Annotated in this window: 20 protein-coding genes and 2 pseudogenes; 12 read left to right on the forward strand and 10 right to left on the reverse strand. The window is 65.9% G+C overall.

Annotation, left to right across the window (positions count from 1 at the left end; genetic code table 11):
• Positions 1-256: 256 nt before the first annotated feature.
• The gene (locus tag AC1KVE_RS11220) at positions 257-901 is read left to right on the forward strand and encodes a DUF4142 domain-containing protein (RefSeq protein ID WP_184379407.1); all 645 of its coding nucleotides are present in this window, start codon (positions 257-259) and stop codon (positions 899-901) included.
• Between the two features lie 170 nt (positions 902-1,071).
• Here the strand turns inward: AC1KVE_RS11220 and AC1KVE_RS11225 are convergent.
• Together AC1KVE_RS11225 and AC1KVE_RS11230 are read right to left on the reverse strand one after the other, a co-directional pair.
• Positions 1,072-2,105: pseudogene (locus AC1KVE_RS11225) on the reverse strand (ABC transporter ATP-binding protein).
• Between the two features lie 197 nt (positions 2,106-2,302).
• Positions 2,303-3,169: a glucose 1-dehydrogenase gene (locus tag AC1KVE_RS11230; RefSeq protein WP_039525133.1), complete on the reverse strand. Its 867-nt coding sequence runs from the start codon at positions 3,167-3,169 to the stop codon at positions 2,303-2,305.
• 216 nt (positions 3,170-3,385) lie between these two features.
• On the opposite strand from AC1KVE_RS11230, the gene AC1KVE_RS11235 reads away from it, so the two are divergent.
• From AC1KVE_RS11235 to AC1KVE_RS11245, 3 genes are all read left to right on the forward strand, one after another.
• The gene (locus tag AC1KVE_RS11235) at positions 3,386-3,571 is read left to right on the forward strand and encodes a hypothetical protein (protein WP_016900925.1); all 186 of its coding nucleotides are present in this window, start codon (positions 3,386-3,388) and stop codon (positions 3,569-3,571) included.
• Between the two features lie 563 nt (positions 3,572-4,134).
• A complete protein-coding gene (locus AC1KVE_RS11240) occupies positions 4,135-5,415 on the forward strand; it encodes a sigma-54-dependent transcriptional regulator (RefSeq protein ID WP_046344551.1) in 1,281 nt (426 codons plus the stop codon).
• Entirely contained in the window at positions 5,415-5,642 is a 228-nt protein-coding gene (locus AC1KVE_RS11245; protein ID WP_024938476.1) for a hypothetical protein, read from the forward strand. Before AC1KVE_RS11240 ends, AC1KVE_RS11245 begins: the two co-directional genes overlap by 1 nt.
• Here AC1KVE_RS11245 and AC1KVE_RS11250 read toward each other — a convergent pair.
• Positions 5,636-6,019: a response regulator gene (locus tag AC1KVE_RS11250; protein WP_024938475.1), complete on the reverse strand. Its 384-nt coding sequence runs from the start codon at positions 6,017-6,019 to the stop codon at positions 5,636-5,638. The two genes, AC1KVE_RS11245 and AC1KVE_RS11250, sit on opposite strands and share 7 nt — an antisense overlap.
• 198 nt (positions 6,020-6,217) lie before the next feature.
• Between AC1KVE_RS11250 and AC1KVE_RS11255 the strand changes: the two genes are divergently transcribed.
• Positions 6,218-9,772, forward strand: coding sequence for a CheR family methyltransferase (locus tag AC1KVE_RS11255; protein WP_481092100.1), 3,555 nt, complete (start codon positions 6,218-6,220; stop codon positions 9,770-9,772).
• Between the two features lie 264 nt (positions 9,773-10,036).
• The gene (locus tag AC1KVE_RS11260; RefSeq protein WP_481092101.1) at positions 10,037-10,609 is read left to right on the forward strand and encodes a hypothetical protein; all 573 of its coding nucleotides are present in this window, start codon (positions 10,037-10,039) and stop codon (positions 10,607-10,609) included.
• A gap of 263 nt (positions 10,610-10,872) precedes the next feature.
• On the opposite strand, the gene AC1KVE_RS11265 is transcribed toward AC1KVE_RS11260, so the two are convergent.
• On the reverse strand, positions 10,873-11,772 hold the full coding sequence (locus AC1KVE_RS11265; protein ID WP_481092102.1) for a manganese catalase family protein: 900 nt from the start codon (positions 11,770-11,772) through the stop codon (positions 10,873-10,875).
• A 134-nt stretch (positions 11,773-11,906) separates the two neighbouring features.
• Positions 11,907-12,413 carry a YciE/YciF ferroxidase family protein gene (locus tag AC1KVE_RS11270; RefSeq protein ID WP_016900918.1) on the reverse strand — a complete coding sequence of 169 codons (507 nt, stop codon included), beginning with the start codon at positions 12,411-12,413 and terminating at the stop codon, positions 11,907-11,909.
• A 545-nt stretch (positions 12,414-12,958) separates the two neighbouring features.
• On the opposite strand from AC1KVE_RS11270, the gene AC1KVE_RS11275 reads away from it, so the two are divergent.
• On the forward strand, positions 12,959-13,153 hold the full coding sequence (locus tag AC1KVE_RS11275) for a hypothetical protein (RefSeq protein WP_039518719.1): 195 nt from the start codon (positions 12,959-12,961) through the stop codon (positions 13,151-13,153).
• 23 nt (positions 13,154-13,176) lie between these two features.
• Here the strand turns inward: AC1KVE_RS11275 and AC1KVE_RS11280 are convergent, their stop codons facing one another.
• Positions 13,177-14,391 carry an FAD-dependent oxidoreductase gene (locus AC1KVE_RS11280; protein ID WP_481092103.1) on the reverse strand — a complete coding sequence of 405 codons (1,215 nt, stop codon included), beginning with the start codon at positions 14,389-14,391 and terminating at the stop codon, positions 13,177-13,179.
• Between the two features lie 315 nt (positions 14,392-14,706).
• Between AC1KVE_RS11280 and AC1KVE_RS11285 the strand changes: the two genes are divergently transcribed.
• The 4 genes from AC1KVE_RS11285 to AC1KVE_RS11300 all read left to right on the forward strand — a co-directional run bounded on the left by AC1KVE_RS11285 (position 14,707) and on the right by AC1KVE_RS11300 (position 18,937).
• Positions 14,707-16,002 carry a sensor histidine kinase gene (locus tag AC1KVE_RS11285; RefSeq protein ID WP_126966589.1) on the forward strand — a complete coding sequence of 432 codons (1,296 nt, stop codon included), beginning with the start codon at positions 14,707-14,709 and terminating at the stop codon, positions 16,000-16,002.
• Positions 15,999-16,775: a LytR/AlgR family response regulator transcription factor gene (locus AC1KVE_RS11290; RefSeq protein WP_039525156.1), complete on the forward strand. Its 777-nt coding sequence runs from the start codon at positions 15,999-16,001 to the stop codon at positions 16,773-16,775. Before AC1KVE_RS11285 ends, AC1KVE_RS11290 begins: the two co-directional genes overlap by 4 nt.
• 35 nt (positions 16,776-16,810) lie before the next feature.
• On the forward strand, positions 16,811-17,182 hold the full coding sequence (locus AC1KVE_RS11295; protein ID WP_065032928.1) for a hypothetical protein: 372 nt from the start codon (positions 16,811-16,813) through the stop codon (positions 17,180-17,182).
• Positions 17,183-17,341: 159 nt separating this feature from the next.
• The gene (locus AC1KVE_RS11300; RefSeq protein ID WP_024940772.1) at positions 17,342-18,937 is read left to right on the forward strand and encodes an APC family permease; all 1,596 of its coding nucleotides are present in this window, start codon (positions 17,342-17,344) and stop codon (positions 18,935-18,937) included.
• Between the two features lie 247 nt (positions 18,938-19,184).
• On the opposite strand, the pseudogene AC1KVE_RS11305 reads toward AC1KVE_RS11300, so the two are convergent.
• Positions 19,185-19,906, reverse strand: a pseudogene (locus AC1KVE_RS11305) (hypothetical protein).
• A 457-nt stretch (positions 19,907-20,363) separates the two neighbouring features.
• Between AC1KVE_RS11305 and AC1KVE_RS11310 the strand changes: the two are divergent.
• Complete coding sequence (locus AC1KVE_RS11310; RefSeq protein WP_065032927.1) at positions 20,364-21,290, forward strand: oxygenase MpaB family protein; 927 nt, start codon at positions 20,364-20,366, stop codon at positions 21,288-21,290.
• Between the two features lie 50 nt (positions 21,291-21,340).
• Here the strand turns inward: AC1KVE_RS11310 and AC1KVE_RS11315 are convergent, their stop codons facing one another.
• The 3 genes from AC1KVE_RS11315 to AC1KVE_RS11325 form a co-directional block, all read right to left on the reverse strand.
• Positions 21,341-23,410, reverse strand: a complete 2,070-nt coding sequence (locus AC1KVE_RS11315; RefSeq protein ID WP_080931480.1) for a M13 family metallopeptidase — start codon at positions 23,408-23,410, stop codon at positions 21,341-21,343.
• A gap of 150 nt (positions 23,411-23,560) precedes the next feature.
• Positions 23,561-24,256 carry a glycosyltransferase gene (locus tag AC1KVE_RS11320; RefSeq protein WP_481092139.1) on the reverse strand — a complete coding sequence of 232 codons (696 nt, stop codon included), beginning with the start codon at positions 24,254-24,256 and terminating at the stop codon, positions 23,561-23,563.
• A gap of 117 nt (positions 24,257-24,373) precedes the next feature.
• Positions 24,374-25,369, reverse strand: a complete 996-nt coding sequence (locus AC1KVE_RS11325; protein WP_481092104.1) for an aldo/keto reductase — start codon at positions 25,367-25,369, stop codon at positions 24,374-24,376.
• Positions 25,370-25,441: the final 72 nt, after the last annotated feature.

A 25,441-nucleotide genomic window follows, 5' to 3' on the forward strand; every position in this document is an offset into this window, starting at 1 on the left:
TCTCCGGAAAGGCCGTCGATGTGCGGCAACACAGCCAGTGTCGGCAGCGCGCCGTTAAGTCCGTCAGCACGGCACGTGCGCACGGTGTGGACGCGTTCGATTGGCGACGCGGCGTTGATGCGTGTGTCACGCCTGGATAACCCGCGCGCTCGCACTCTCGAATGCCACGCTGAATCGTTCGCAGCTCATGCGTACAGCGACCATGCGACCCCGACAATCAACGATCGTGCCTTGCGCGATCAACCAGGAGACAACGATGGGAATTTTCAAGATGGTGACCGCCGGTGCAGTGGGCTACGTGGCTTACAAGGCATGGCAGCGTCGCCAGAACGAGTCCGGTGAAGCGGCCAGCCCGAAGAACAACGATCGCGATATTCAACCGCAGACGCTGAGCGCGCCGGCCAATGCGGGCAGCACGCCGCCGCATGGCGACCCGTTGCGTGATGCCGCTGCAATCTCCGGCGATCGCAAGCAGGCGCTTGGTGCGCTGGTGGTGTTTAACGAGCAGGAGCGCACGCTGGCGCAACTGGCAGTCGTCAAGGGACTTGGCGGCGAGACCTTGCAGTTTGCACGCAAGATGGACGAGGCCCACAGTGCGGCGCTCACCGATCTCAGCCGGTTTGCACCGGATCGCAGCGGCACGCTGGCGCAGGCTGCAACCACCCGCGCTGATGGCACCCGCAAGCGTCTGGAAGGCTTGAACGGCAAGGAGTTCGAAACGCAGTACCTGCAGGCCAGCGTGACCAGCCATGAGCAAGCGTTGACGTTGCTGGATGCGCAGCTGGCCAGCGAGCCGGGTTCGAGCGATCTGGGCAAGGAACTGCAGCGCGCACGCGAGACCGTCGCCCAGCATCTGGAGCATGCCAAGTCGCTGCGTGCCAAGTCGAACCAGCCGCACTGATCAGGCAGCGATGTGGATCAGGCACCGCGTGACGCGCGGTGCGATGCAGGCAACAGGCAGCTTCGGCTGCCTGTTGTCGTTGTGGGCATGCGTGGGGCGTGTCTACTCGATCTGCTGCACACCTGCAGCATGCTCGGCCGGTACCGGGCGATCGCATCGCAAGGCCGTCTTCATGACGCATCAGGCGCAGCCCGCTCGAATCCCGCCGCCTGGCGTTGCCACAGACCATCGAACACGCCACCGTGACCACGCAGCTGTGCCGGGTTGCCGTCTTCGACCACGCGGCCTTCCTGCAGCACCACGATACGATCGAAGCCGATCACCGTGGACAGGCGATGCGCCACCGCCAGTGCGGTGCGTTCGCGCATCAGGTGATCCAGCGCGGCCTGGATTTCCGCTTCCGATTCGGTGTCCAGTGCCGAGGTGGCTTCGTCCAGGATCAGGATCGGCGGGTCCTTCAGGAACGCGCGCGCGATGCCCAGACGCTGGCGTTGACCACCGGAGAGCATGACCCCGCGTTCGCCGACCTGGGTGTCGTAGCCCTGCGGCAGCTGCCGGACGAAGCCATCGCAGAATGCGTGCCGCGCGGCGTCCTGCACTTCCGCATCGCCGGCCTCCGGGCGGCCGTAGCGGATGTTGTCGGCAATGCTGCGATTGAACAGCGCGGTTTCCTGCGGAACCACCGCAATCTTTTCGCGCAGGCTGTCCTGGCTGAGGCTGCGATGTCCTGGCCATCGATCAGCACGCGTCCGGATTGCACATCGTCCAGGCGCTGGATCAGCGCGATCAAGGGGGACTTGCCGGCACCGGAGGGCCCGACGATGCCGACCTTCTGGCCGGCAGGGATGTGCAGGTTCAATCCATCCAGCACCGCCGCCCGCTCCGGATAGGCAAAGCGCACCTCTTCGAACCGCACATCGCCCTGGGCCAGGGCCAGCGGTGCGTCCGCGTCAACGATGGTATGTGGCTGCAGGATGATCTGCAGCGTGTCGGCGAGGGCGCCCAACTGCTGGGTGGTGTCCACCAGCGTCAGCGCCAGGTCGCGCGAGCCGGGCAGGATGCGGAAAGTCAGCGCGCTGACCAGCACCACGTCGCCCGCGCTCACCGTGCCGGCGCGCCGCATGCTGATCGCCCACATCAGCATGCCGCCGGCCATCACCGACAGGCAGATGTCGTGGATCACGCGGGCCTTTTCCACGTACATCCAGCTGCGGCGATGGGCCACCGCCTCGTCGCCGATCTGCTCGGCCAGCCGCGCGCTTTCGCGATCGCGTGCGGCAAACGCCTTGATCTTCCACACAGTGGACACCGCATCCACCAGCTCGCCGCCCACGCGCGCGGCCTGCCGCCTCGCTAAGCAAGCGAGGCGGGCTTTGCGAGCAGCTGCAGCGCTGGACGGCGTTACAGCGTGACCGCGCCACCGGCAATGGTGAGCAATGTGCCCGAGGTGTAGCTGGCGGTATCGGCTGCCAGCATCACGTACGCCGATGCCAGCTCCACCGGTTGCCCGGGGCGTCCCATCGGTGTCTGGCCGCCGAAGTTTTCCACCGACTCCTCGTCCATGCCGGCGGGAATGAACGGCGTCCAGATCGGGCCCGGCAGCACCGCGTTGACGCGGATGTGCTTGTCGGCCAGCACGCCTGCCAGGCCAATCGTCAGGTTGGCCAGCGCGCCCTTGGTAGCGGCATACGGCAGGATGTTCGGCGTCGGCTTCTTGGACTGCACCGAGGCGGTATTGATGATGGAGCCGCCGTCTTTCATCAGCGGTACCGACAACTGCACCAGGTGGAACACGGCATGCACGTTGGTGTCGAAGGTCTTGCGCCATTCCTCCAGCGTGATGTCTTCGAAGTTCTCAAAATATTTCTGATAGCCGGCGTTGTTGACCAAGATATCCAGGCCGCCGAACGTGCTGTTGACCTGTTCGATCAACGCAGCCGCCTGGGCCGGGTCGCTGATGTCGCAGCCCACCAGCAAGGCCTTGACGCCAGCCTTTTCGATCAATGCGCCGATTCTGGCGGCGTCTTCCTGCTCGTCGGGAAGATAGGCGATCGCCACGTCGGCACCCTCGCGTGCATAGGCGATCGCCACGGCCGCACCGATGCCGCTGTCGCCGCCGGTGATCAGGGCACGCTTGCCGGTGAGCTGCCCATGACCGACATAGCTGTCTTCGCCGTGATCCGGGCGTGGGTCCATCTTCTCGGTACGCCCGGGAAAGTTCTGCTGCTGCGGCTTGAATGGCGGGCGCGGGTAATTGGGTACGGGCATTTCAGTCTCCTGGCGGTGTGACGCATCACGATGCACTGCAGTGTGCGTGCGCAGACGTAAACGGGCGGGCTAGGCGATGTCGGCGGCGTGTGTGTTGACGATGTCGCCGCCTGTGCATGCGGCGATTGCTTCACGCCATCGCGCAGCTTTGTTCACTGCTGTGCAATGCACGCCGGCCTAGCGTGGGCTCACGACCACAAACGCAGGAGAACGACGATGGGCAGCGAACCGAAAAAGCCATGGGGCCCGGACGACGACCAGCAAAAGCCGTTTACGCCGCAGGAACAGCGCAACGAGGATGTCGAGTGGAAGGTGCACGACATGCCCGACGAAGACCGCGATGTGAACAAGGCCGACCCCGAGCACGATTACGAGCGACCGGACGGCTCCGAGAAGCGCTGAGTCGCGCTCGACGCTGCAGTTCCGGCGTTCGCGATGCAGGCGCACGCAACTCTGCCGTCGTGTCACAGCGCCGGCCTTGGCCGCTCCATGCACGTTTTCTCCACGGCCGATGCGTAGGCTATTGGCAACACAGCGCACCCGACGGCTCGCGGCCGGGCGTGCACAAGGCATCCACCGGCAATGATCCACGTCGGCGCGAGCCGACAGTCCAGCAGGCGCGTCGTAGCGCAAGCCAAGCGAGCTGATCCGTCAGCTCAGTCCAACGGTACCCGTGTCCGGGTTGCCCTCCATCTCCCGCAAACCTTGCGCTCCTTGGCGTTTCGCCCAAGACGACGCGCTGACCTACCCCGACCATGACGCTTGGCACTGGCGTAATCCAGCGCCGCCATGCGTACTTCGGTCGACCATCTACGGCGAGCTCGACTTGGGGGGAAGCGGGCGCCATACGGCCGGATGGCCGTGACACGGATGTGCCATCTCGTGGTGACGTACAGGCGCGTTTTTCGCGCAGCCGTCACAATTCTCAACTGAACATGTATTAGTCATTGCGGACAGAAGCGCCCATGGACCGTCTTTCCTGCGCCATCATCGACGACGACGTGGAGTTCTGCGATCAGGTGGTTGAGTTAGCCACCGATAGCGGCTTCCGTGCCAAGGGCATCCACACCCTTGGCGAAGCCAGCCGTTGGCTGGACAGCAACTTCCCCGACCTGTTGGTGGTGGACGTTGGTCTGCCCGACGGTAGCGGTTTCGATCTCATCGAACGGCTCGACCCGGATCACACGCCGCAGATTGTGGTGGTTTCGGGCGATTACGCCTACGAAACCCAGGGCCGCGCGCAGCAGTTCGGCGTCAGTGAGTTCCTCACCAAGCCGTTTGCGCCCGAGCGGCTGGAGCGCGTGCTCGGCGGCCTGCGCGACGCGCAGCAGGGCAATCTGGGCATCATCGGCAACAGCGACAGCATCGTGCTGCTGCGCAAGGACATCCTGCGCGTCGCGCCGACCGATCTGAATGTGCTGGTGACCGGCGAGACCGGCACCGGCAAGGATCTGGTCGCGCGCGCGATCCACCGGGTCTCCGGCCGGCGTGGTCGCTTCGTGCCGGTCAACTGCGGTGCCATTCCCGAGGAGCTGCTCGCCAGCCAGTTGTTCGGCCACGAGCGCGGCAGCTTCACCGGTGCCGATCGTCGGCACGCCGGCTTCCTGGAGCAGGCCGCCGATGGCACGCTGTTCCTGGATGAGATCGGCGAGATGCCGACCCGGCTGCAGGTCTACCTGCTGCGCGCGATCGAGTCGCGCAGCTTCATGCGCGTGGGGGGCAGCGAGGAGATTCCACTGGATGCGCGCGTGGTCGCGGCGACGCACCAGCATGTGCAACGCGAGCACGGCGTGCTGCGCGAGGATCTGTTCTATCGGCTCAACGAGTACCCGATCCAGGTGCCGCCGCTGCGCGAGCGTCGCGGCGATGCGCGGCTGCTGGGCCTGCGCGTGATCGATGAGCTCAACGTCAAGTACGGCACCCGCAAGCTGCCGACCAAGTCGTTGCTGCGCTATCTGGCCTACCACACCTGGCCGGGCAACGTGCGCGAACTGCGCTCGTTCATCCGCTATCTGTACCTGCGCGCGGACGGCGACCTGCTGAGCGCACCGGATGTGGTGCAGACCGTGCCGCAGGCCGATGAAGACGGCTTGCTGATTCCGGCGGGATGGACCATGCGCCAGGCCGAGGACGCCATGATCGAGGCAGCACTGGCGCGCACCCGCTTCAACAAGAAGGCGGCGGCGCGCGAGTTGGGGATCAGTGTGCGCACCCTGCACAACCGGCTCAGCGACAAGGACGCGTAGTGGGCGATGCATCCCAGGGGCGGCGGCGCGAGCTGCTGCATCAGCTGCGCAACCGCCTCAACGTGATGGGCTTTGCGTTGTATGCGTTACGCAACGAGACCTCCAAGCCCATGGAGACCTTGCGCACCACCCATCAGTCGGCGGTGGAGTTGCTCAATCAACTGGGCGAAGAAGAGCGCGCCCTGCGCCAGGACGATGCGATGTCCACCGACAGCGCCGATCAGTAATGCTCGGCAGGCTGGGTCTGGTTGCTGAGCAGTGCGGTGATGGTGCGCGGGTTGTAGGGCTTCATGCAGTACGACAGATGCGCAAACCGCGGCGGTAGCGTGTAGCGGTCGTAGCCGGAGCAGAACGAGAACGGCACGCCGCGCTCCAGCAGCGCATCGGCGACCGGAAACACCGGTTGGCCACGCACATTGACGTCGAGCAAAGCGCCATCGATGGTCTGGCCGGAGGCCACCAGCGACAATGCCTCCGGCACATTGCCCACCGGCCCGAGTACATAGACGCCGGCTTCCACCAACAGATCGTTGAGCGATTCGGCCAGCAGATAATCGTCCTCGACCACGAGGATGCGACGGCCGTTGAGTGGATTGTCCTGCATGGCGAGCTCCTGGAGCGGTGGCGCTGTCTGGCGACGCGCAAGCCATAGTGCGCGTCGCGTCGGTTAACGCCGCGCGTAAGCAGGCGCTTCCAGAACCGGTGGTGCAAGGCAGCTGTACCGCTCAGACGCCGCGTAGCAGTAGAGGCGGGTTTGCGCCATCATTGACGATTGCGCCTCACACCCGACGCGATCGATGCGATGACTGACGACGACACTTCCTGCGACGACACCGCAGCGACCCCTGTGCACGACGCCGTGGCGCCACCGCCGTTATTCGTTCTCGGTGTCGGCGCCGATGGCCTGGATGCCACCCGCCTGGCCGAGCTGCTCGACGCGGTCGCCGGGGCGCCCAATCTGGTCATCATGCTGTTGTTGCGCGATCGCCACCTGCTGGACGAGCCGCGCCTGCGCGAGTTGCTCGGCCCGCAATCCAGCCTGCTGCTGGCGCCGGAGGATGGCGATGCGCTGCATCCCGGGCGCATTTACCTGCCGCCCAGCCAGACCCTGGTGACCCTGGAAGAAGGCCGGCTGCGGCTGCGCCCGTTGGAGGAAGCCAGCGATCACGGCTTGATCGACAGTTTCTTCGTTTCGATGGCGCACGACCAGGACGGCAACGTGATCGGCCTGATCATGGGCCGCTTCGATGGCGACGGCACCCTGGGTACCGCCGCGATCAAGGAATGTGGCGGTCTGGCGCTGGCGGTGGACGACCCGTCGTTACATGGCATGGATCTGCGCAGTGCCGGCAACCCGGCCGCCATCAGCGACGACATCCTGCCGCTGCCGCGCGTGGCCGCACGCATCGCCGCGCATATGCAACGCCACCATCGCTTCGGTCATCCGGCACCGGTGGGCGTGCGCAACGGTAGCGAGAACGATCAGCTCAGCCAGGTCGCCAGCATCCTGCGCAATGCCACCGGCCATGATTTCCACGGGTACAAGCGCGCCACCTTCCTGCGCCGCGTGCAGCGACGCATGCAGGTGGTGCAGGTGGACACGCTGGAACAGTATCTGGAGCAGCTGCGCAGCCGCTTCGACGAACCGCTGCTGCTGTTCAACGATCTGCTGATCGGCGTCACCCAGTTCTTCCGCGACCGCCGCGAGTTCGAATTTCTGGAGCAGCAGGTGATTCCGCGCCTGTTCCAGGGCAAGCAGCCGGGCGATCACCTGCGGGTGTGGGTGCTGGGTTGCTCCACCGGCGAAGAGGCCTATTCGTTGGCGATGCTGTTGCGCGAGCATGCGCAGACGCTGGACGTGGCGCCGCGCATCCAGATCTTCGCCAGCGACATCGACGGGCGGGCGTTGGCCATCGCACGGGTGGGGCGTTATTCGTCCAGCATCGTCGCCGACGTGGGGCCGGAGCGCCTGCAGCGCTGGTTCGTCAAGGAGGGCGATACCTATGTGGTGAGCAAGCAGCTGCGCGAGCTGTGCGTGTTCTCGCAGCACAGCATCGTCAAGGACCCGCCGTTCTCGCGGCTGGATCTGGTGTCGTGCCGCAATCTGCTGATCTACCTGGACGCCGAGCTGCAGAACCGGGTGATCCCGGTGTTTCACTTCGCCCTCAAGCCCGGCGGCTATCTGTTCCTGGGCAACGCCGAAAACGTCTCGCGGCATGCCAAGTTGTTCGCACCGGTGGAGCGCAGCTTCCGCGTGTTCCAGAAGATCGATGCCGACAGCCGCATGCATGCGACCTTCCCGTCATCTTCGCTGGGACTGGACGGCCATGCACCGGCGGCCAACCGCCAGCAGCACAGCGTCAGCAATGCACTGGTGCGCGCCGGCGAGCGCATCGCCGATCGCTATGCCCCGGCCTATGCGGTGCTGGACGAGCATTTCGACGTGCTGCATTTCTCTTCCCAGGCCGGGCGTTTCATTCGTCCCGGCGGCGGCGCACCCAGCCTCAACCTGCTCAACCTGGTTCACCGCGACCTGCGGCTGGAGTTGCGCAGCGCGCTCAGCCGTGCCGAAGCGGACATGACGCCGGTGCAGGCCAGGGGCATCCAGATGCACGAGGACGCGGCGACCCTGGCGGTGGACCTGTTCGTGGAGCCGACCTCCGATTCGGACGTGCCGCGCGGCTATGTGGTGTTGTTCCAGGAAGTGGAAGCGCGTGAACTGGCCGAGCTGGCGCCGCCGAAAGATACGGTGTCCGACAATGCGCACGTGCAGGCGCTGGAGAACGAGCTGCGTATGACCCGCGAGCGTCTGCAGTCGATGATCGAGGAGCTGGAAAGCACCAACGAGGAGCTCAAGTCCTCCAACGAGGAGTACCAGTCGCTCAACGAAGAACTGCAGAGCGCCAACGAAGAGCTGGAAACCTCCAAGGAAGAGCTGCAGTCGGTCAACGAGGAGGTCACCACGGTCAACGGTGAGCTGGCCCACCGCGTGCAGGAACTCGCGCATGCCAACAGCGACCTGAAGAACCTGCTGGAAAGCACCCAGATCGCCACCGTGTTCCTGGACAACGAGCTGCGCGTCACCAACTTTACTCCCGCGGTCACCGACATCCTGCCGCTGGTGGAAAGCGACATCCACCGGCCGATCAGCAACATCAAGCTGCACGTGGCCTACGACGAGCTGCAGGACGACGTGCGCCGGGTGATCCGCACGCTGGCGGTGCTGGACCGCGAGGTGGAAAACCCCGCCACGCGCGCGCGCTACATGGTGCGCGTACTGCCGTACCGCACCGTCAACAATTTCATCGGCGGTGCGGTGTTGACCTTCATGGACGTCACCCCGCTGACACGCGCCGAGCGCGCGTTGCGCAGCAGCGAGCAGCGCCTGCGTACCTTGATGGAAGGCATTCCGCAACTGGTGTGGCGCTCGCTCGATGGCGGTCGCTGGACCTGGTCCAGCCCGCAGTGGTCCAGCTACACCGGCCAGCGCGATGGCGAGAGCCTGGAACTGGGCTGGCTGCAGGTGGTGCATCCGGACGAGCGCGAGCTGACCCTGAATGCCTGGCACGACAGTGCGCGTACCGGCGGGCTGGATGTGGAACACCGCCTGTTCAACGCAGCCGAAGACGGCTACCGCTGGTTCCATACGCGCAGCGCGCCGGTGCTGGACGAGCGCGGCCAGGTGCTGGAATGGCTGGGAACCTCCACCGAATCGGACAATTTGCGCCGCCTGCAGGACGAACAGCGCGTGCTGGTCAGCGAATTGCAGCACCGCACCCGCAACCTGATCACCGTGGTGCAGTCGGTTGCCAAGCAGACCGTCCAGACCAGCCACAGCATGCCGGAATTCGCCGGCAGGTTTGACGACCGGCTCTCTGCGTTGTCGCGTGTGCAAGGACTGTTGTCGCAGTCGGACAACGTGCCCACCACCATCGGTGCGCTGCTGCGGATGGAGCTGGATGCACTTGGTGCCGAGCCCGACCAACAGCGCATCGTGGTGGAAGGCCCGGATGTGGCGCTGCGCAAGTCCACGGTGCAGACGCTGGCGCTGGCGCTGCACGAACTGGCAACCAATGCACTCAAGTACGGGGCGCTGGCGGTGGAGACCGGCACGCTGTCGGTGCGCTGGGACGTGGTGTCCACCAACGACGCCTCCGCGCGTCTGGTGCTGTCGTGGATCGAGGAAGGTGCCAGCCAGCAGCGGCGCGACGACCGCGACCAGGCGGGCGGATTCGGCCGCCGTCTGATCGAAAAGGCGCTGCCGTACAGCCATGGCGCACAGACGCGTTACGAGCTCAGCGATACACGCCTGGAATGCGAGATCCAGTTGCCGTTGACCTCGCTGCACGAGCGCTAGAGACCTGCACGCGCGCGTGCAGTCCGTGCGCACTCTGGCAGGCGCGGCCATGCCGATGTGCAAAATGCTGCGCGTCCCGACGCGCCCCTCACGGAAATTCTTGCGCGTGCGTGCACATGTTGCGACGGATTCGCACCTCGCAACGATGCCGATGCCACGGCCGTCATGCAGGACCATTGCGGTGCATCAGTGCGCGGCATCCCTAAAACTTGGCGCGTATTGTGCGTAGCTCCTGCTGTCATCCAGATGCACAGTGGAGTAAACATGATTACGCGCATTCTTCAGTTGTCGGGCCGCGTTGCGAGCAATGCCTGGGTCGAGATCGGTGTGGGTGCCGATGCCGACATTCTGGTTGCCGACCGTGGCGGCAAGCGCGAGGAGCGTGCAACCTTCGGTCGACGTGCTCCGGGACAGCAGCGCTCGATCAATACCCAGGAGCCGGAGTGGCTGGGGCGCGTGGACCTCGCCATCTGGGAAACCCAGCGCTGCCTGATCCCGCTGTGTGGCTTTGTCTGCGCCGCATCGGCTGATGGCGCCACGTCGGCGACCTGGCTGAGTCAGGACGGTGGCGCGCTGTACGCCGCGGGCCTGCGCAATGTCATGGATATCGGTGGCCGCCTGCAGATGGGGTTCTCGTTGCTGGTCGCTTCCTCGACCAGCCTGCCGACACAACGCCCGTTATGCGTCGAAGGCGATGCCACGCAATGGCTACAGGTCAGTGGCGAGGAGGCCATGCGTCATTTGATGCCGTGGCGGCTGGAGCGTTGCACCACGGCAGCAGGCGTGCGACCGGAGTGGGCCAGCGAAGCGCATGCCATGCACACCGCGCCGGTATGAGCGGCGCGGGCACGCGCTGACACCAGGAGGCCTGTCGGGGCCTCTTTTCTTTTCAGTCGTTCGGTAACCCTTACGCATTCGTCGACGTCTTGTATCGACCCACCCGTGTTGCATGGGCGTCGCAAATCACGCGCCGACGTTGTCTTGATAACCACCGCAAGACGACCAACTGCATGCAGCCCGCTGTCCACAGTAGGTTACGCATTAAAAAGCCCGGATCGCGAACGACCCGGGCCAGTCTCGGCAACTGCTAGCGCTGAAGATCAGCGTTGGATGTCGCCGGTGGTGGAGCCGGCACCCGGGCCTGCGCCCAGGTCTGCGCCGGTCACCCGATCCAGTTCCGGATTGGACAGCAGGCGCAGCGACATCGCGTCCAGCGCTTCGGTCTGGGTCGCATTCAGCGCAACCGTGGCCGAACCATCGCCACCGTCGACTGCGGACTGCAGCTCACGGTCTGCCACCACATCCCACTGCTCGCCGGCATTCCACGGGCCGACCGTATCTCCTTCGCCCTGCGACATGTTGTAGTAGATGTCGGTGAAGCGCGGGTCGCCCGGCAGCTTGCCCGGCGGGAAGTTCGGCTCGATCGAATACAGCGCCTTCTCGAACGACTTCTGGTGCGCCACTTCGCGCGTCATCAAAAAGCGCAGCGCATCCACGATGCCCGGATCATCGGTGACGGTGATCAGGCGCTCATAGACCAGCTTGGCGCGTGCTTCGGCAGCGATGTTCGAACGCATGTCCGAAGTCGGGCAACCGATCGAATCGATATAGGCCGAGGTCCACGGCACGCCACTGGAGTTGACCAGCGCCGGGCCACCGCCATACAGGATCTGCTGGGTGTGGCTGGTGCTGTTCTGGGTCATGGAGCGCATCTCCATGGCCTCTTCCATGCCCTCGGACAACACGGCCTTGGGGCCCTTGTTGAGCATGGCGATGATCGAGCCGATGATTTCCAGGTGGCTCAGTTCTTCGGTAGCGATATCGAACAACAGATCCTTGCGGCCCGGATCGTCTTCGCCCAATGCCTGGGTGAAGTACCGCATCGCTGCAGCAAGCTCGCCTTGCGGTCCGCCGAACTGCTCGAGCATCAACGTGGCCAGATCCGGATTGGGTTCGGCAACTCGAACGGTGTACATCAGACGCTTGTTATGCATAAACATGGATGGTATTTCCTGGCTGGCGCCCGACGACGACTGCAACGCGGCATGCGCGCAGAAACCTGAGGCTGGCTACGGGTGGGGGTTGCCCGCGGAATGCGGGCAAACGCAGGCGGGAGCGCCGCCCGCGCGGTGCATCAGGCCGCTTTGCTGGCCTTGGATGCCTTTTGATTGCCGCCTTGCTCGGCGAGCAGGGTCAGCTTTTCATCGGTGGCCTTTTCTTCTTCCAGCGTGGAAAGCAGCAGGCTGACCGCATCGGTATAGCCCAGCTGCTTCGCAATCGCAGCGATGGTGCCGTACGAGGCGATCTCGTAATGCTCCACCTTCTGTGCGCCGCCGATCAGTGCCGCATCGCGTACCGGACCTTCTTCGATCTCGTCGATCACCTCGCGGCTTTCCTCGACCAGGCCTTCCATCGCGGCACACTTGATGCGCTTGAGCTTGATGCCGAGCAGTTCGACGATCTGGTCGATGCGTTCGATCTGGCCCTGGGTTTCCTCCAGGTGCAGCTTGAACGCTTCCACCAGCTTGGGTTCGGTGGCCGCACGTGCCAGACGCGGCAGCGATTTGGTCAACTGCTTTTCTGCGCTGTAGATGTCCGACAGCTCGTGGACGAAAAGCTCTTCAATTGTCTTGATCGCCATGGGCGGCTCCTTTGGATGGATAGGTGGATAAACAGTGCGGCACACCGTGTGCGTATTGCCTTCAATTGCGTGCGAGCCAGTTGCGTCACCACTTCGGCATCGCATTGCCTGGCGTCACGCCAAGCCTGCAATGCAGCGTTGTTGTCGTGCTTGCTCAAGCTGTCTCGCATGGTCGCTACGCTAATCGTCGGCGTGTTAGCGCGATCGGTAGATGCGGTGATGCCGAGGCGATAACGACCTGTGCCGTGAGCGGCGCGGTGATGATGCGCATGCAATCGATTCGCCAGCGCCGAGCCGCCGCAACCGCGCTGCAAACGACCGAGATCGATGCCGGCTGCTCGAGATGCGTGAGCACAAGGCGCATGACCGCGGCCGTGCGTGCGGCATCGCCGGTGCGCCTGTGCCGATGTCGATGCCATTGCGCGGATGTCGATGCGCACGCGCAGCGATTGCACCGGCACCGTGCGGCATGCACGGCGGGGAATGCACGCCGTTGCAGACCGATGCGCTACAACCTATGGCTCGTTCTTGCTCCTGGAGCTGCCATGACGCCGTTGGACAAACCGTTACGCCGCGAGCTGCAGATCGGCGAGCAGGCCTATACCTTGATCATCGACCCGCAGGGCTTGAAGCTGGTCGAAAAAGGCCGACGCAAGGGCGTGGCCTTGCGTTGGGACGAGCTGGTCAGCGGCGATGCCGCCCTGGCCCGTGCGCTGCAGGCCTCGCTCGGCGAGCCCTGAGCGCAGCGCGCGGGAAAGCTGCCTCAGCGCGCAGGAAACAAGCGTGCCAGCTCGCGGACCGCTGCTGCGGAGGCGGCGTGATCCGGCGTGGCATCGGGGTTGTTGAAATCGTGAGCACCTTGCGACTGCACCAGCAAGCCATCGCGGCGTGGCACCACATTGAGATTGTGGCCGCGCCAGACCAAGCCGTAGGTCACTTCCGGTTGCGGAATCAGGCGCGCGGTCTGCCCACGTACCGGGATGACGCTGTCATCGCCAAGCAGTGCACGCGCGCCATAGCCGGTGGCATTGACCAGGATCTTTTCGCGCAACTGGCCGAACTGGCGCGGATGCTCGAAGTTGCGCGTGTACAGCTCGCCGCCGGCCTGCAAAAAGTCGTCCATCAGCAGGCGCGCGTAGGCGCTGAGGTTGAAGGTGAGCTGGCTGTAGCGGCGCACGAATGGCACCGGAAATGGATGACTGCCGGGCGCAACCGGTTGCGAGCGCGGACCGAGATCGTCAAGCAGGTCGCGCTCCAGCGGCGGGTAGTCCGGCTCATGCGCTTCGGCCGATGCGCTCGGTTGATCGAACGACACATCCGACAACGCATAGCCATCGCGCCATTCGATCGGCTCGCCCGGCAGGCCCAGCAGGGTCTGGTAGCGGCGAAACGAAATGCGCGCCATCTCTTCCCAGCGGGTCCTGAAATCCGCGCTGGCGTGCTCGCTGGTGCACACGCGTGAGTCCGGCGACCACACGCCGGTAGCGTAGAACGAGCGCACATCCGGCAGGCGCTCGCGCGCATAGATGCGCACGCGCAGGCCCGCACGTTGCGCCACCAGCGCGGTGGTCAGCCCGATCGCGCCGCAGCCGATCACCGCCAGCTCGCGCGCATCCGCATCGGCGGCCTGCACCAGCCGCAGCGCATGCTCGGCCGCGCCCCACGACAGCGACCACCCGCTGCCGCCATGTCCGTAGTTGTGCACCACCATCTTGCGGCCGATGCGCTCGGCCTCGATCCGCGGCCCCTGTGCACGGAACGGACGGGTGCAGCCGTTGATCGCGATGATGCGATCCACCGCCGCACGGATCGGCGCCAGCGGCGGCGCTGCGGCGAACTGGTCGGGCGAGGCACCCGGCGGCATGGCGGGTAGCGGCGAAGACGGCGTAGCGGCCACCTTGCCGGTCGCGGCCCAGCTCCCGGTGGAAGCGGCCGCGAGCGCGAGGCCGGCGCTGTGCAGGAAATGACGACGGTGCATGCGGCTCCTGAGCGATGTGCAGAAAGTGATTGGGGTAACGGCGCCTGCGTGACCGGCCACGCGTAGCGCGCGCGGTGCAGTACCGGTAAACGCCAGGCCCTGCGCTGCGCGCCAGCGACAGGCACCCCGCAGCATCGTCGGTCGCGCACGCCGAGCATACCGCGCGCATCTGTGCCTGCCACCGTCGATCAGGCAGGTTTCGCACCGCGATCCGGGCAGTTGAAGCCGCGCCAGCGGCCATTCGTCGCCCGGGGGCGTTCGCCCGATCGCTTGCCGGCTATGCTCGCCGCGTCCCAACCCAACGAGCTCCCACCCGTGTCTGCCAGCGTCTTCCTGATCGTGCGTATCGTGTTCGCCTGGGCCGCCGCGTTGCTGGTGGCCGCGATCATGTGGGCGCAGTTGTTCGGCTCCACCGGCGCCTTCTTCGGGCTGATCTGCGTGGTGCTGCTGACATTGGCCCTGATGAGTGCGATCACGCATGTGCGCCGGGTGCGCCTGATCGCCGGGCGGCTGGATCACGACACCTTGTCGACCCGCCAGCGCCGCCAGATCGAGGTGCCGCTGGACGTGCAGGCCAGCTTTGCCGTGGTCGAAGAGGCCGTGCGCGCGTTGCCGCGCGTGCAGGACATCGAATGCGCGCCCGGCAGCCTGCTGATCCGCGCCAAGGTGCGCCGCATCGACCCTTACGAAGGACGTCAGCCCTCGCGCTGGAACCTGTTCGCGCGTTTTGCGATCAAGCGCAACCAGGTGCTGGTGACGATCACGCCGGGGCAGGGCACCAGCAGCGTCACGGTGTTGTGCGAACCCGACGCCGGTGCCTGGGTGGATCTGTTCGCGGTGGACGAAGGCAGCAATTACGAGAATGCCGAGGCGATCAATCGCGCGGTGGTGCGCCGGGTCGGCGAGCAACGTCGCGACGAGCAGGCCGCGGCCGAGCAATCGGTGATGGAAAAGGAACTGGCGGTGGCCCGCCTGAACCTGCTGCATGCGCAGGTCGAGCCGCACTTTCTCTACAACACGCTGGCCAGCGCACAGGTGCTGGCACGCACCGACCCGCCGCGCGCGGAGATCATGATCGGGCACCTGATCCAGTACCTGCGCAGCTCGCTGCCCAGCGCCGACGGGGCCATCTCCACCCTGGGCGAGGAACTCGAACGCACCCAGGCCTATCTGGAAATCCTGCGCATCCGCATGGGCACGCGGCTGGTCCTGCAGGTGGAGGTGCCGTACGAGCTGCGCGCGCTGCAACTGCCGTCGATGATGCTGCAAACCCTGGTGGAGAACGCGATCAAGCACGGGCTGGAACCCAAGCCCGGCGGCGGCACGATATGGATCCTTGCGCGTCGCGTCGACGACCACGCCACGCTGACCGTGGCCGACGATGGCCAGGGCTTCGGCACCCACACCCAAGGCACCGGCATCGGCCTGAAGAACCTGCGCGAGCGGCTACAGTTGATCTACGCCGGCAAGGCCAGCTTTGCCATCGTGTCCAATTTCCCCAGCGGTGTGGCCGCCACCATCAGCCTGCCGCTGCCGGCGCAGATGACCGCCACACGCATGCCGCCGCCCTTGCCCGGCGCGCACAGCTCCACCGCGCAGGTGCAGGCATGAGCGCGCTGCGTGCGGTGATCGCCGAAGACGAAGCGTTGCTGCGGCAATCCCTGCTCGCGCTGCTGGCCGAGGTGTGCCCGCAGCTGCAGGTGGTGGGCGAATGCGAAGACGGTGCCAGCGCGCTGGAGACCATCGCCACCCAGCAGCCCGATGTGGTGTTCCTGGATATCCGCATGCCCGGGCTCACCGGCATCGAGGTGGCGGGTGCGCTGCGCGAGGTCAGCCCGCGTACCCAGGTGGTGTTCGTCACAGCCTACGACCAGTACGCCATCGATGCGTTCGAACACGGCGCGGTGGACTACCTGCTCAAGCCGATCAGCCGCGAGCGCCTGCAGGCCACCTGGCAGCGCGTGCAGCAGCGCGCCGCCGCCGGTCAGCCGGATGGCCAATTGCTGGAGACCTTGCTGAAGCGCCTGTCAGCACGCCCTGCTGCCCCCAGCGCCGCGCCGCCACTGGCCTGGCTCACCGCCAGCAGCGGCCGCGAGACGCGCCTGATCGCGCTGGACGAGGTGGCGTATTTCCAGGCCGACCAGAAATACACCACGGTGATGACCGCCGCCGGCGAGGCGATCCTGCGCACGCCGCTGCGCGAGTTGCTCGACGTGCTGGACCCGCAGGTGTTCAAGCAGATCCACCGCTCCACCATCGTCAACATGAAGGCGGTCGCCTCGGTGGTGCGCGAGGACACCGGCAAGGGCCGGCTGGCGCTGCGCGGGCGCAGCGAAACGCTCACCGTCAGCCAGCCCTTCATGAGCCTGTTCCGCGGCATGTAATTCCCCCGATCGCATCGACTGAAAGGATTGCTGATATGCGCCTGATCGCCTCCCTCGTGTATTGCCTGCTTGCCTTGGCCGGTTGTCACGACCGCAACGGCACCACCTCCATCACCCGCGCCACCAGCAATGGCCAGGACGTGATCTTCAGCAAGACCCTGGCCACCGCCACCGACCTCAATGTGCACTGCCTGGCCAGCAGCAGCGGTCGCTGCCATTACCTGGTGTACGAGGAACACTGCGCCGCGCCTGCCGCAAGCAACACGACGGGTACACCAGCCTGCGCACGCAGGACGCTGGACAGCTTTGCGCTGACACCCGGGCAGGTGCGCGAACTGCGTGGCATTCCGCGTCAGGCGCACACCTGTGTGGATACCAGCGCGCCCAGCGCCGACTGCCATGGCTGAGCGGGCGTTGCCGGCCTGGCTTGGCCGAAAGCCCTTTCGGCTATGTCGCAAGCCATGCAACCGGACGCAAGCCTGAATACGCACTGACGATCAGCGGCCGCTTCTGCGATGATTGCCGGCTTGTTGCCGGTTCACGGCGTCCTCACTGCCAGGCTTCTCATGTCCGAACAATCGCTACGCCGCGACGTTGGCCCCTTCGCCCTCATGCTCACCGGCCTGGGCTCGATCATCGGTTCCGGCTGGCTGTTCGGTGCCTGGCGCGCCGCCGGCCTGGCCGGCCCCGGTGCGATCTGGGCCTGGATTCTGGGTGCAGCGATCATCACCACCATCGCGCTGTCCTACGCGGAACTGGGCGCGATGTTCCCCGAGTCCGGCGGCATGGTGCGCTACAGCCATTACTCGCACGGCTCACTGGTGGGCTTCATCGCCGGCTGGGCCAACTGGATCGCGATCGTGTCGGTGATCCCGGTCGAGGCCGAGGCCTCGGTGCAGTACATGGCCTCCTGGCCATGGGCCTGGGCGCAGGGCCTGTATGTGCAGGCACCCGGCGGGGCGGGGGAGTTGTCGGTGCCCGGCCTGCTGATCTCGGCGGTGCTGGTGCTGGTGTATTTCTTCCTCAATTTCTGGAGCGTCAAGCTGTTCGCGCGCTCCAATACGCTGATCACCGTGTTCAAGCTGGTGGTGCCGGCGGCGACCGGCGTGGCCTTGATCGCCAGCGGCTTCCACAGCGAGAACTTCAGCGTCGGCATCCACGGCGATGCGCACGTGATCGACCTGGCCGCGGTGCTGACCGCGGTGGCTACCGCCGGCATCGTCTTCAGCTTCAACGGCTTCCAGAGCCCGGTGAACCTGGCCGGTGAAGCGCGCAACCCGGGCCGCAGCATTCCGTTCGCGGTGCTGGGCTCGATTGCGCTGGCCACGGTGGTCTACGTGATCCTGCAGGTGGCCTACATCGGCGCGGTGCCGCCGGACCTGCTGGCCAAGGCCGGCTGGCACGGCATCGATTTCCGCTCCCCGTTCGCCGAGCTGGCCATCATCGTCAACCTGCATTGGCTGGCCATGCTGCTGTACATCGATGCGTTCGTCAGCCCCAGCGGTACCGGCATCACCTATACCGCCACCACCGCGCGCATGGTCTACGGCATGGAAAAGAACGGCACCATGCCGTCGGTGCTGGGCAAGCTGCACCCGGTCTGGGGCGTGCCGCGCATGGCGATGTTCTTCAACCTGGCGGTGTCGTTCGTGTTCCTGTTCTTCTTCCGCGGCTGGGGCACGCTGGCGGCGGTGATCTCGGTGGCGACCATCATTTCCTACCTCACCGGCCCGATCAGCGCGATGGCGCTGCGCCGGCACGCGCCGGAGCTGCATCGCCCGCTGCGCATCGCCGCGCTGCCGGTGCTGGCCGGCGTGGCCTTCGTGATGGCGACCGAGCTGCTGTACTGGGCGCGCTGGCCGCTGACCGGCGAGATCATCCTGCTGATGGTCGTGGCGCTACCGGTGTACTGCTACTACCAGGCCAAGCAGGGCTGGCCGGACCTTGGCCGCAACCTCAAGGGCGCGGCCTGGATGATCTGCTATCTGCCGACGATCGCGCTGCTGTCCTGGGCCGGCAGCAGCGACTTCGGCGGCCATGGCTATCTCAGCTACGGCACCGATCTTGCGGTAGTGGCTGCAGTCGGCGCGGTGTTCTACATCTGGGGTGTGCGCAGCGGTTGGCGCACCCCGTCGGTGGAGAAGGCCGTCGCGCAGGCGTGAGCGCCTGATCGCTGATTGCTGCTGAAACAAGGCGTCTGTCTCCGGACGCCGCAAACAGGAACGGCCGGTGCACTGCACCGGCCGTTTTTTGTTGGTCGTCACGCACGCGATGGAGTGCAGCGACCGGCGCCGCCTGGCAGCGCACGCCGTGTTGCGATCGGACGTCGGGCAGATCAATCAGAACGTTTCGTCAGGCGCGCGGCCTTGCCGATGCCTTGCGGCAATCACCGCATCCATCGCCACACCGCTACGCCAGCGTCCCCGCCGCCGCGCTGTGGGGAGCGGTATTGGTCACCAGCCGCGGCGCACCATCGAAGCGGTCCAGATCACGCAGCAATTCGGTGTAGCGACGCAGCCGCCCCATCTCGCGCATGTTGACGATGTCCTCGTGGCGCAGCTCGCGCTTGGAACTGACCTCCTGCTTGTAGCGCAGCACTTCTGGATAGCGGCGGGTCATGTCCAGCGCATCGGCCACGCATTCGACCGAGTCGGCATCCGGGGTGACCCGTGCACGGCTGTTGAAGGCGCGCAGCCAGCGTTCGAAACCGGCGCTGTGGTCGAACAGATCGGCGATGTACCACATGACGAACAGGATCGACGCCCACGAAGTAAAGATGATCACCACGCGGCTGAAGGTCAGGTGGTAGTCGTTCTGCCAGAGCTGGTGGGTGATCACGCCCAGCAGTACCAGCGAGATCGCCTGCCAGCCGATGATCGAGGCGATCACCCACTGTTTCTTGGCCACCTTGAGCAGATTGAGCTCCTGGTCGAGCTGTTCGTCGGTCTTTTCGCGCCAGTGCGCGACCTGCTCGTCGAAGGAGAGCCGATGGAGTGCGTTGTCCTGCAATAGCAGGCCCAAACCCTGGAACAAAGCGATCATGACAAGCTCCTGACGGATGGCTGGTACGAACGACTTGCTGCACCCGGCAACGCGCCGGTGCCCTGGAGCGACCGGGCAGCGGCTGGCAGTGATGCTGGCCGGTACACGGACGGCCCTAGTTCTAGCACTTTCGCCGTGCTTGGCAATGCCTGCTGCGCGCCGAAGGCCAGCCAATCCTGCGTACCGGCGCACAAATCGCGGTATTCAGGCGATTTGCAGCGTTTGCCGGGCGATCGCAGCTGCGGTGCGCCGTGATTCTTGTTGCACTGCACACTCCCACCTGCGTGATTGCATCCGCGGCGGTTGCGACCGGCGCGACCCAGTCCGGCGTACAGATCGCGTGAGCGCCGCGCAAGCATGCATGCCGCGCAAGGTCCCACGGGCGGGCAAGCACCCGCCGAGAATGTCGGCACGCATGGAGACGAGCAGCGCACACGCCGCCGCCTTTCACCAATCCCGAATCCCCAATCCCCAATCCCCAATCCCCAATCCCAGCCCCTCAGCACCACGACGCGGTCTTGCAACCGCCTAGGTATCCTTGCGCGCATGTCAGCCGTCCTGCGTACCCTCACTGCTCCCGCCGCCAGGCAGATCCATCGCTGGGTGCTGGGCGCGTTTCCGCGTGGCCAGAGCACCATCGATTACGACCAGCCACTCGGGGATCCCGGCATCTTCGGGCCCGACAGCGTCACCTGGCGCGTGCATTCCGAATTCCCCGGCATGTTGTCCGGCGGACTGTGCGCATTGATGCTGCAGCTGCTGCACCCACGCGCGCTGGCCGGGGTCTACGACCATTCCAACTTCCGCGCCGACCTGATCGGGCGGTTGCGGCGCACCACCAACTTCGTCGCCGGCACCACCTATGCCCCGCGCGCCGAGGCCGAGCAACTGATCGCCCGCGTGCGCAGCATCCATTCGCATATCCACGGCCACACCGCCGACGGCGTGCCGTACGACGCCAACGACCCGCAGTTGCTGACCTGGGTGCACGTCACCGAAGCCTACGGTTTTCTGCAGGGCTGCCGACGTTATTGCCGCGACGTGCCGGCGCACATTGCCGATCGTTACTACGACGAAGCGCGCCGCGTTGCCGAAGCGCTGGGCGCCGCCGATGTGCCCGCCAGCGAAGCGCAGGTCGATGCGTATTTCGCCACCGTGCGCGGGCAGTTGCGCATGGACACGCGCTCGCGCGAGGTGCTCGACATCCTCACCAGCATCCAGTTGCCGGTGCCGGCGGCCGGTCTGTCGCGCGGGGTATTCCTCGGTGCCGGTACCGCCCTGTTGCCGGGCTGGGCCAGCGACATGCTCGGCCGCACCACCACGCAGCGTGCACAGGCACACGCGTCGGCGCGGCTGTTGCGCAGCCTGTCGCCCCTGTTCCGCACCGCGCTACGCGACGGGCTGTCCGCACGCGCCTGCCGCCGCATGCAGCTGCCGCAGACGATGTTGCTGGAGTGGCCCGGGGCGCAGTGAGTGCGGGTGCTTGCCTGGTATGCAGGGCGGTGGTGTGACGCGGGGGCTGGCTACCAGATCCGCACCCGCTGCTCGGGCGGCAGGTACAACTGCTCGCCCTGCTGCACATTGAACGCCGGATACCAGGCATCGAGGTTGCGCACGGTCTGCGCGCGGAAACGTCCGGGTGCGTGCACGTCGGTGAGCACGGCATTGCGTAGCGCCGCGTCGCGGTACTTGCCGCGCCAGGCCTGGGCAAAGCCCAGGAAAAAGCGCTGGTCCGGGCTGAAACCGTCGATGGTCTGCGGCTGCTTGCCCTGCAGCGACAGCTGATAGGCGTCGTAGGCAGTGGCCAGGCCGGCGACATCGGCGATGTTCTCGCCCAGCGTCAGCTTGCCGTTGACGCTCAGGTCGTCGAACGGCTTGTACGCGCTGAACTGCGCGGCGAGCGCATTGCCGGCGGCCTCGAATTTTTTCAGATCCTGCGGCGTCCACCAGTTGTGCAGCTCGCCATGTTCGTCGAACTGCGCGCCCATGTTGTCGAAGCTGTGGCTGATCTCGTGGCCGATCACCGCGCCGATGGCGCCGTAGTTCACCGCGTCGTCGGCGGCCGGGTCGAAGAACGGCGGCTGCAGGATCGCGGCCGGAAACAGCAGGCGGTTTTCCAGCGGTACGTTCAGCGCGTTGACCTCCTGCGGCAGCATGTACCACTCGCGGTGATCCACGGCCTTGCCCAGCTTGGCCAGATTGCGCCGGTACTCGAACAGCTCGGCGCGCTGCACATTTCCCAGCGCGTCGTCGCGGCGCACATCCAGCGCGCTGTAGTCGCGCCAGGTGTCCGGATAGCCCACCGCCACCGTCAGCCCGGAAATCTTGGCCTTGGCATGCTGCTTGGTCTGCGGGCTCATCCACTCCAGCGCGTCGATGCGTTTGCCGAAGGCGGTGACGATGTTCCTGACCATCTCCTCGGCACGCGTCTTGGTCTGGGCGCTGACGTACTTCTGCACATAGCGCTCGCCCACCGCTTCGCCCAGGGCCGCGTTGGTGGCGTCGATACCGCGCTTCCAGCGCTGCCGTTGTTGCGGTGTGCCTTCCAGCGTGGTGCCGTAGAACGCAAAGCGCTCATCGGCAAAGGCCTTGGACAGATACGGCGAGGCGCGGTCCAGGGCGCGAAAGCTCAGGTAATCCTTCCAGGTCTGCAGCGACTCGGAGCGCACCAGCGCCGACAACCCGGTCACCGCGCCGGGCTGCCAGACGATGAAGTCCTGCTGCGCCTTCAGGCCGGCCGCTTCGAAGAACGGCGCCCAGTCCAGGCCGGGCGCGTTACGCGCAAAATCGGCCTGTTTCCAGGGGTTGGCGCCGGCCTGCACGTTGTTGGTCTGTTCGGCGGTGGCGTGCACGCGCGCCATCGCGGTTTCCAGGGCCAGGATCCGCTCGGCCCTGGCCGCCGCGTCATCGATGCCGGCCAGTTCCAGCAGCTTGACGATGTGCGCGCGGTAGGCGTCGCGCATCTGCGTCATGCGCCCGTCGTCCAGATAGAAGCTACGGTCCGGCATGCCCAGGCCGCCCTGCACCAGATACGGCACGTAGCGGCCCGGGTGATGCAGATCCTGCGAGATCCACAGACCGAACAGCCGGTCGGTGTGGAAGTTGGTGGAGTTGAGCAGATCCACATCGGCGCGCAGCTGGCCGCCCAGGGTGCGCGCCAGCGCCTGCTTGTCATCCAGCTGCGCAATCGCGTCCAGTTCCGGTTGCACCGGGCGCACGCCCTTGGCCTCGATGCCGGCTTCGTCCATGTAGGCCGCGTAGTAATCGCCAATCTGCTTGTCTTCGCCGGTGACACGGTCGTTGGCGGCGGCGCCCTCGATGATGTCGCGGCTGTGCTGCTCGGTCTCGATCGCGATGCTGACGAAGCTGTTGAAGCTGGAGCGGTCGTCCGGGATCTGGGTGGTCCTGACCCAGTTGCCGCTGGCGTAGCTGAAGAAGTCGTCGCCTGGTGCCACGCTGCGGTCCATGCCTGCCGCATCGAAACCGAAATCGCCCAGCTTGGGCGTGGTGGGCGCGGGCTTCGCGTGCGCCGTCGTTGCCGGTGAAGTGCCATCCCGGTGGCACGCGGCGGTGCTCAGCAGGGCAGCCGACAGCGCAGCGATCAGGACGGGGCGGTGCAGAAGAGCCATGCGAGTGCAACTCGGAAACGAAAAACAGACATACCAGTGTAAATTGCCGCCGTCGCCACGTCCCGACGCGATGGCAGCGCGCGGCCGGCATGGCGGCCTGCGGACACGCGCGGTTCAGCGCCGGCGCTGGTACCAGAAACCCAGCGCATCGCGGGTCTGCAGCATGCCGCGCCCGCGCCATAGAAAGCGCAGCAGCAGGCTCAGGTGCTCGCGCTTGGAAAAGCTGCGCAGCTTGCGGTCGGAGGTGTGCACGGTCTGGCGCAGGATCACGAACCGCCCGCAGCGTGCCAGCGCGCGGCTCAATGCCACGTCTTCGCCGGCGTAATAACGCGTATCGAAGCCGCCGGCGCTGACGAATGCCGCGCGCGTGCAGAACAGGAAGCAGCCCGGGGCAATGCCGCTGAGACGGAACAGCCAGCCGAACGTCGCCTGCGCCATGCGTTCGAACCACGCGCGCCTGCCCTGCAGATGTACCTGCGCGCCACCGCCGACCGCGCCGGCATCCAGCGCCGCCAGCGCTGCGCCGACCACCTGCGGGTTGATCAGCGTATCGGCGTCGAGAAACAACAGGCAATCGCCTTGCGCCTGCTGCGCGCCGGCATTGCGGGTGGCGGCGATATGGCGCAATTGCACCTCCAGCACCTGCACACCGGCCGCGCGCGCGATGGCGGCAGTGTCATCCTCGCAGGCATCGGCCACCACGATGACCTCGTAGTCCAGTTGCATGGCCTGCGCACAGGCGTGCAGGCATTGCAGCGTCTGGCCGATCAGTGCGGCCTCGTCATGGGCGGGGATCACGAACGACAGCATGGCAGGACGTGGCACTCGGAAGGTGGTGATGCCAAGTGTGCGAGCCATACCGGTGCGATGGCGTGAGCGCATGCAATCGCCGCACAGCTGCGACTGCGTGCACTCACGTGAGCACGCTCAGCGGCTGAGCGCGCCCATCATCGCTTCCGGATACCGCGTACCGGACGCGGCCTGCAGCGGGAAGATCGCATCGATGCGTGCGAGTTCGTCCGGCATCAGCGCCACATCGAGCGCGCCCAGGTTTTCTTCCAGGTAGGCCAGACGCTTGGTGCCCGGGATCGGCACCAGGTCCTGGCCCTGCGCCAGCACCCAGGCCAGCGCCAGCTGCCCCGGCGTGATGCTCTTGTCGGCGGCGATCGCCTTGACCTGCTCCACCAGTTGCAGGTTGCGGGTGAAGTTCTCGCCCTGGAAACGCGGCGAATGGCGACGGTAATCGTCGGCCTCGAAGTCGTCCGGCGAGGCGAATGCGCCGGTCAGGAACCCGCGGCCCAGCGGCGAATACGGAACGAAGCCGATCCCGAGCTCGCGCACGGTGGCAAAGACGCCGTTGTCCTCGGGCTCGCGCGACCACAGCGAGTATTCGGTCTGCACCGCGGTGATGGGATGCACCGCATGCGCACGGCGGATGGTGGCTGCAGCGGCTTCCGACAGCCCCAGGAAACGCACCTTGCCCTGTTCGACCAGCCGCGACATCGCACCGACGGTGTCTTCGATCGGCACGTTGGGGTCCACGCGGTGCTGGTAGTACAGGTCGATGTGCTCCACGCCCAGGCGGCGCAGGCTGGCTTCGCAGGCCGCTTGCACATAGTCCGGGCTGCCGTCGATGCCGCGCACCGACGGGTCGTTGGGGTCGAGCTTGATGCCGAACTTGGTGGCCAGGAACACCTCGTGCCGGCGCGCGGCAATGGCCTTGCCGACCAGGATTTCGTTGGTGTGCGGGCCGTACATGTCGGCGGTGTCGAGCAGGCTGACGCCGTGATCGAGGGCGCGATGGATCACTGCGATCGAGCCGGCCTCGTCGCTGCGATCGCCGTAGAACGCGCTCATGCCCATACAGCCGAGGCCGAGCGCAGAGACGGTGGGGCCGGAACGGCCAAGCGTGCGGGTTTGCATGGTGGAGGAAACTCCGTGCGGCGAACAAGTCAGGAGAGGATGCGGCGGCGCGCGTTAGCACGATGTGGCCCG

It is taken from the genome of Xanthomonas sp. NCPPB 2864, assembly GCF_056675615.1.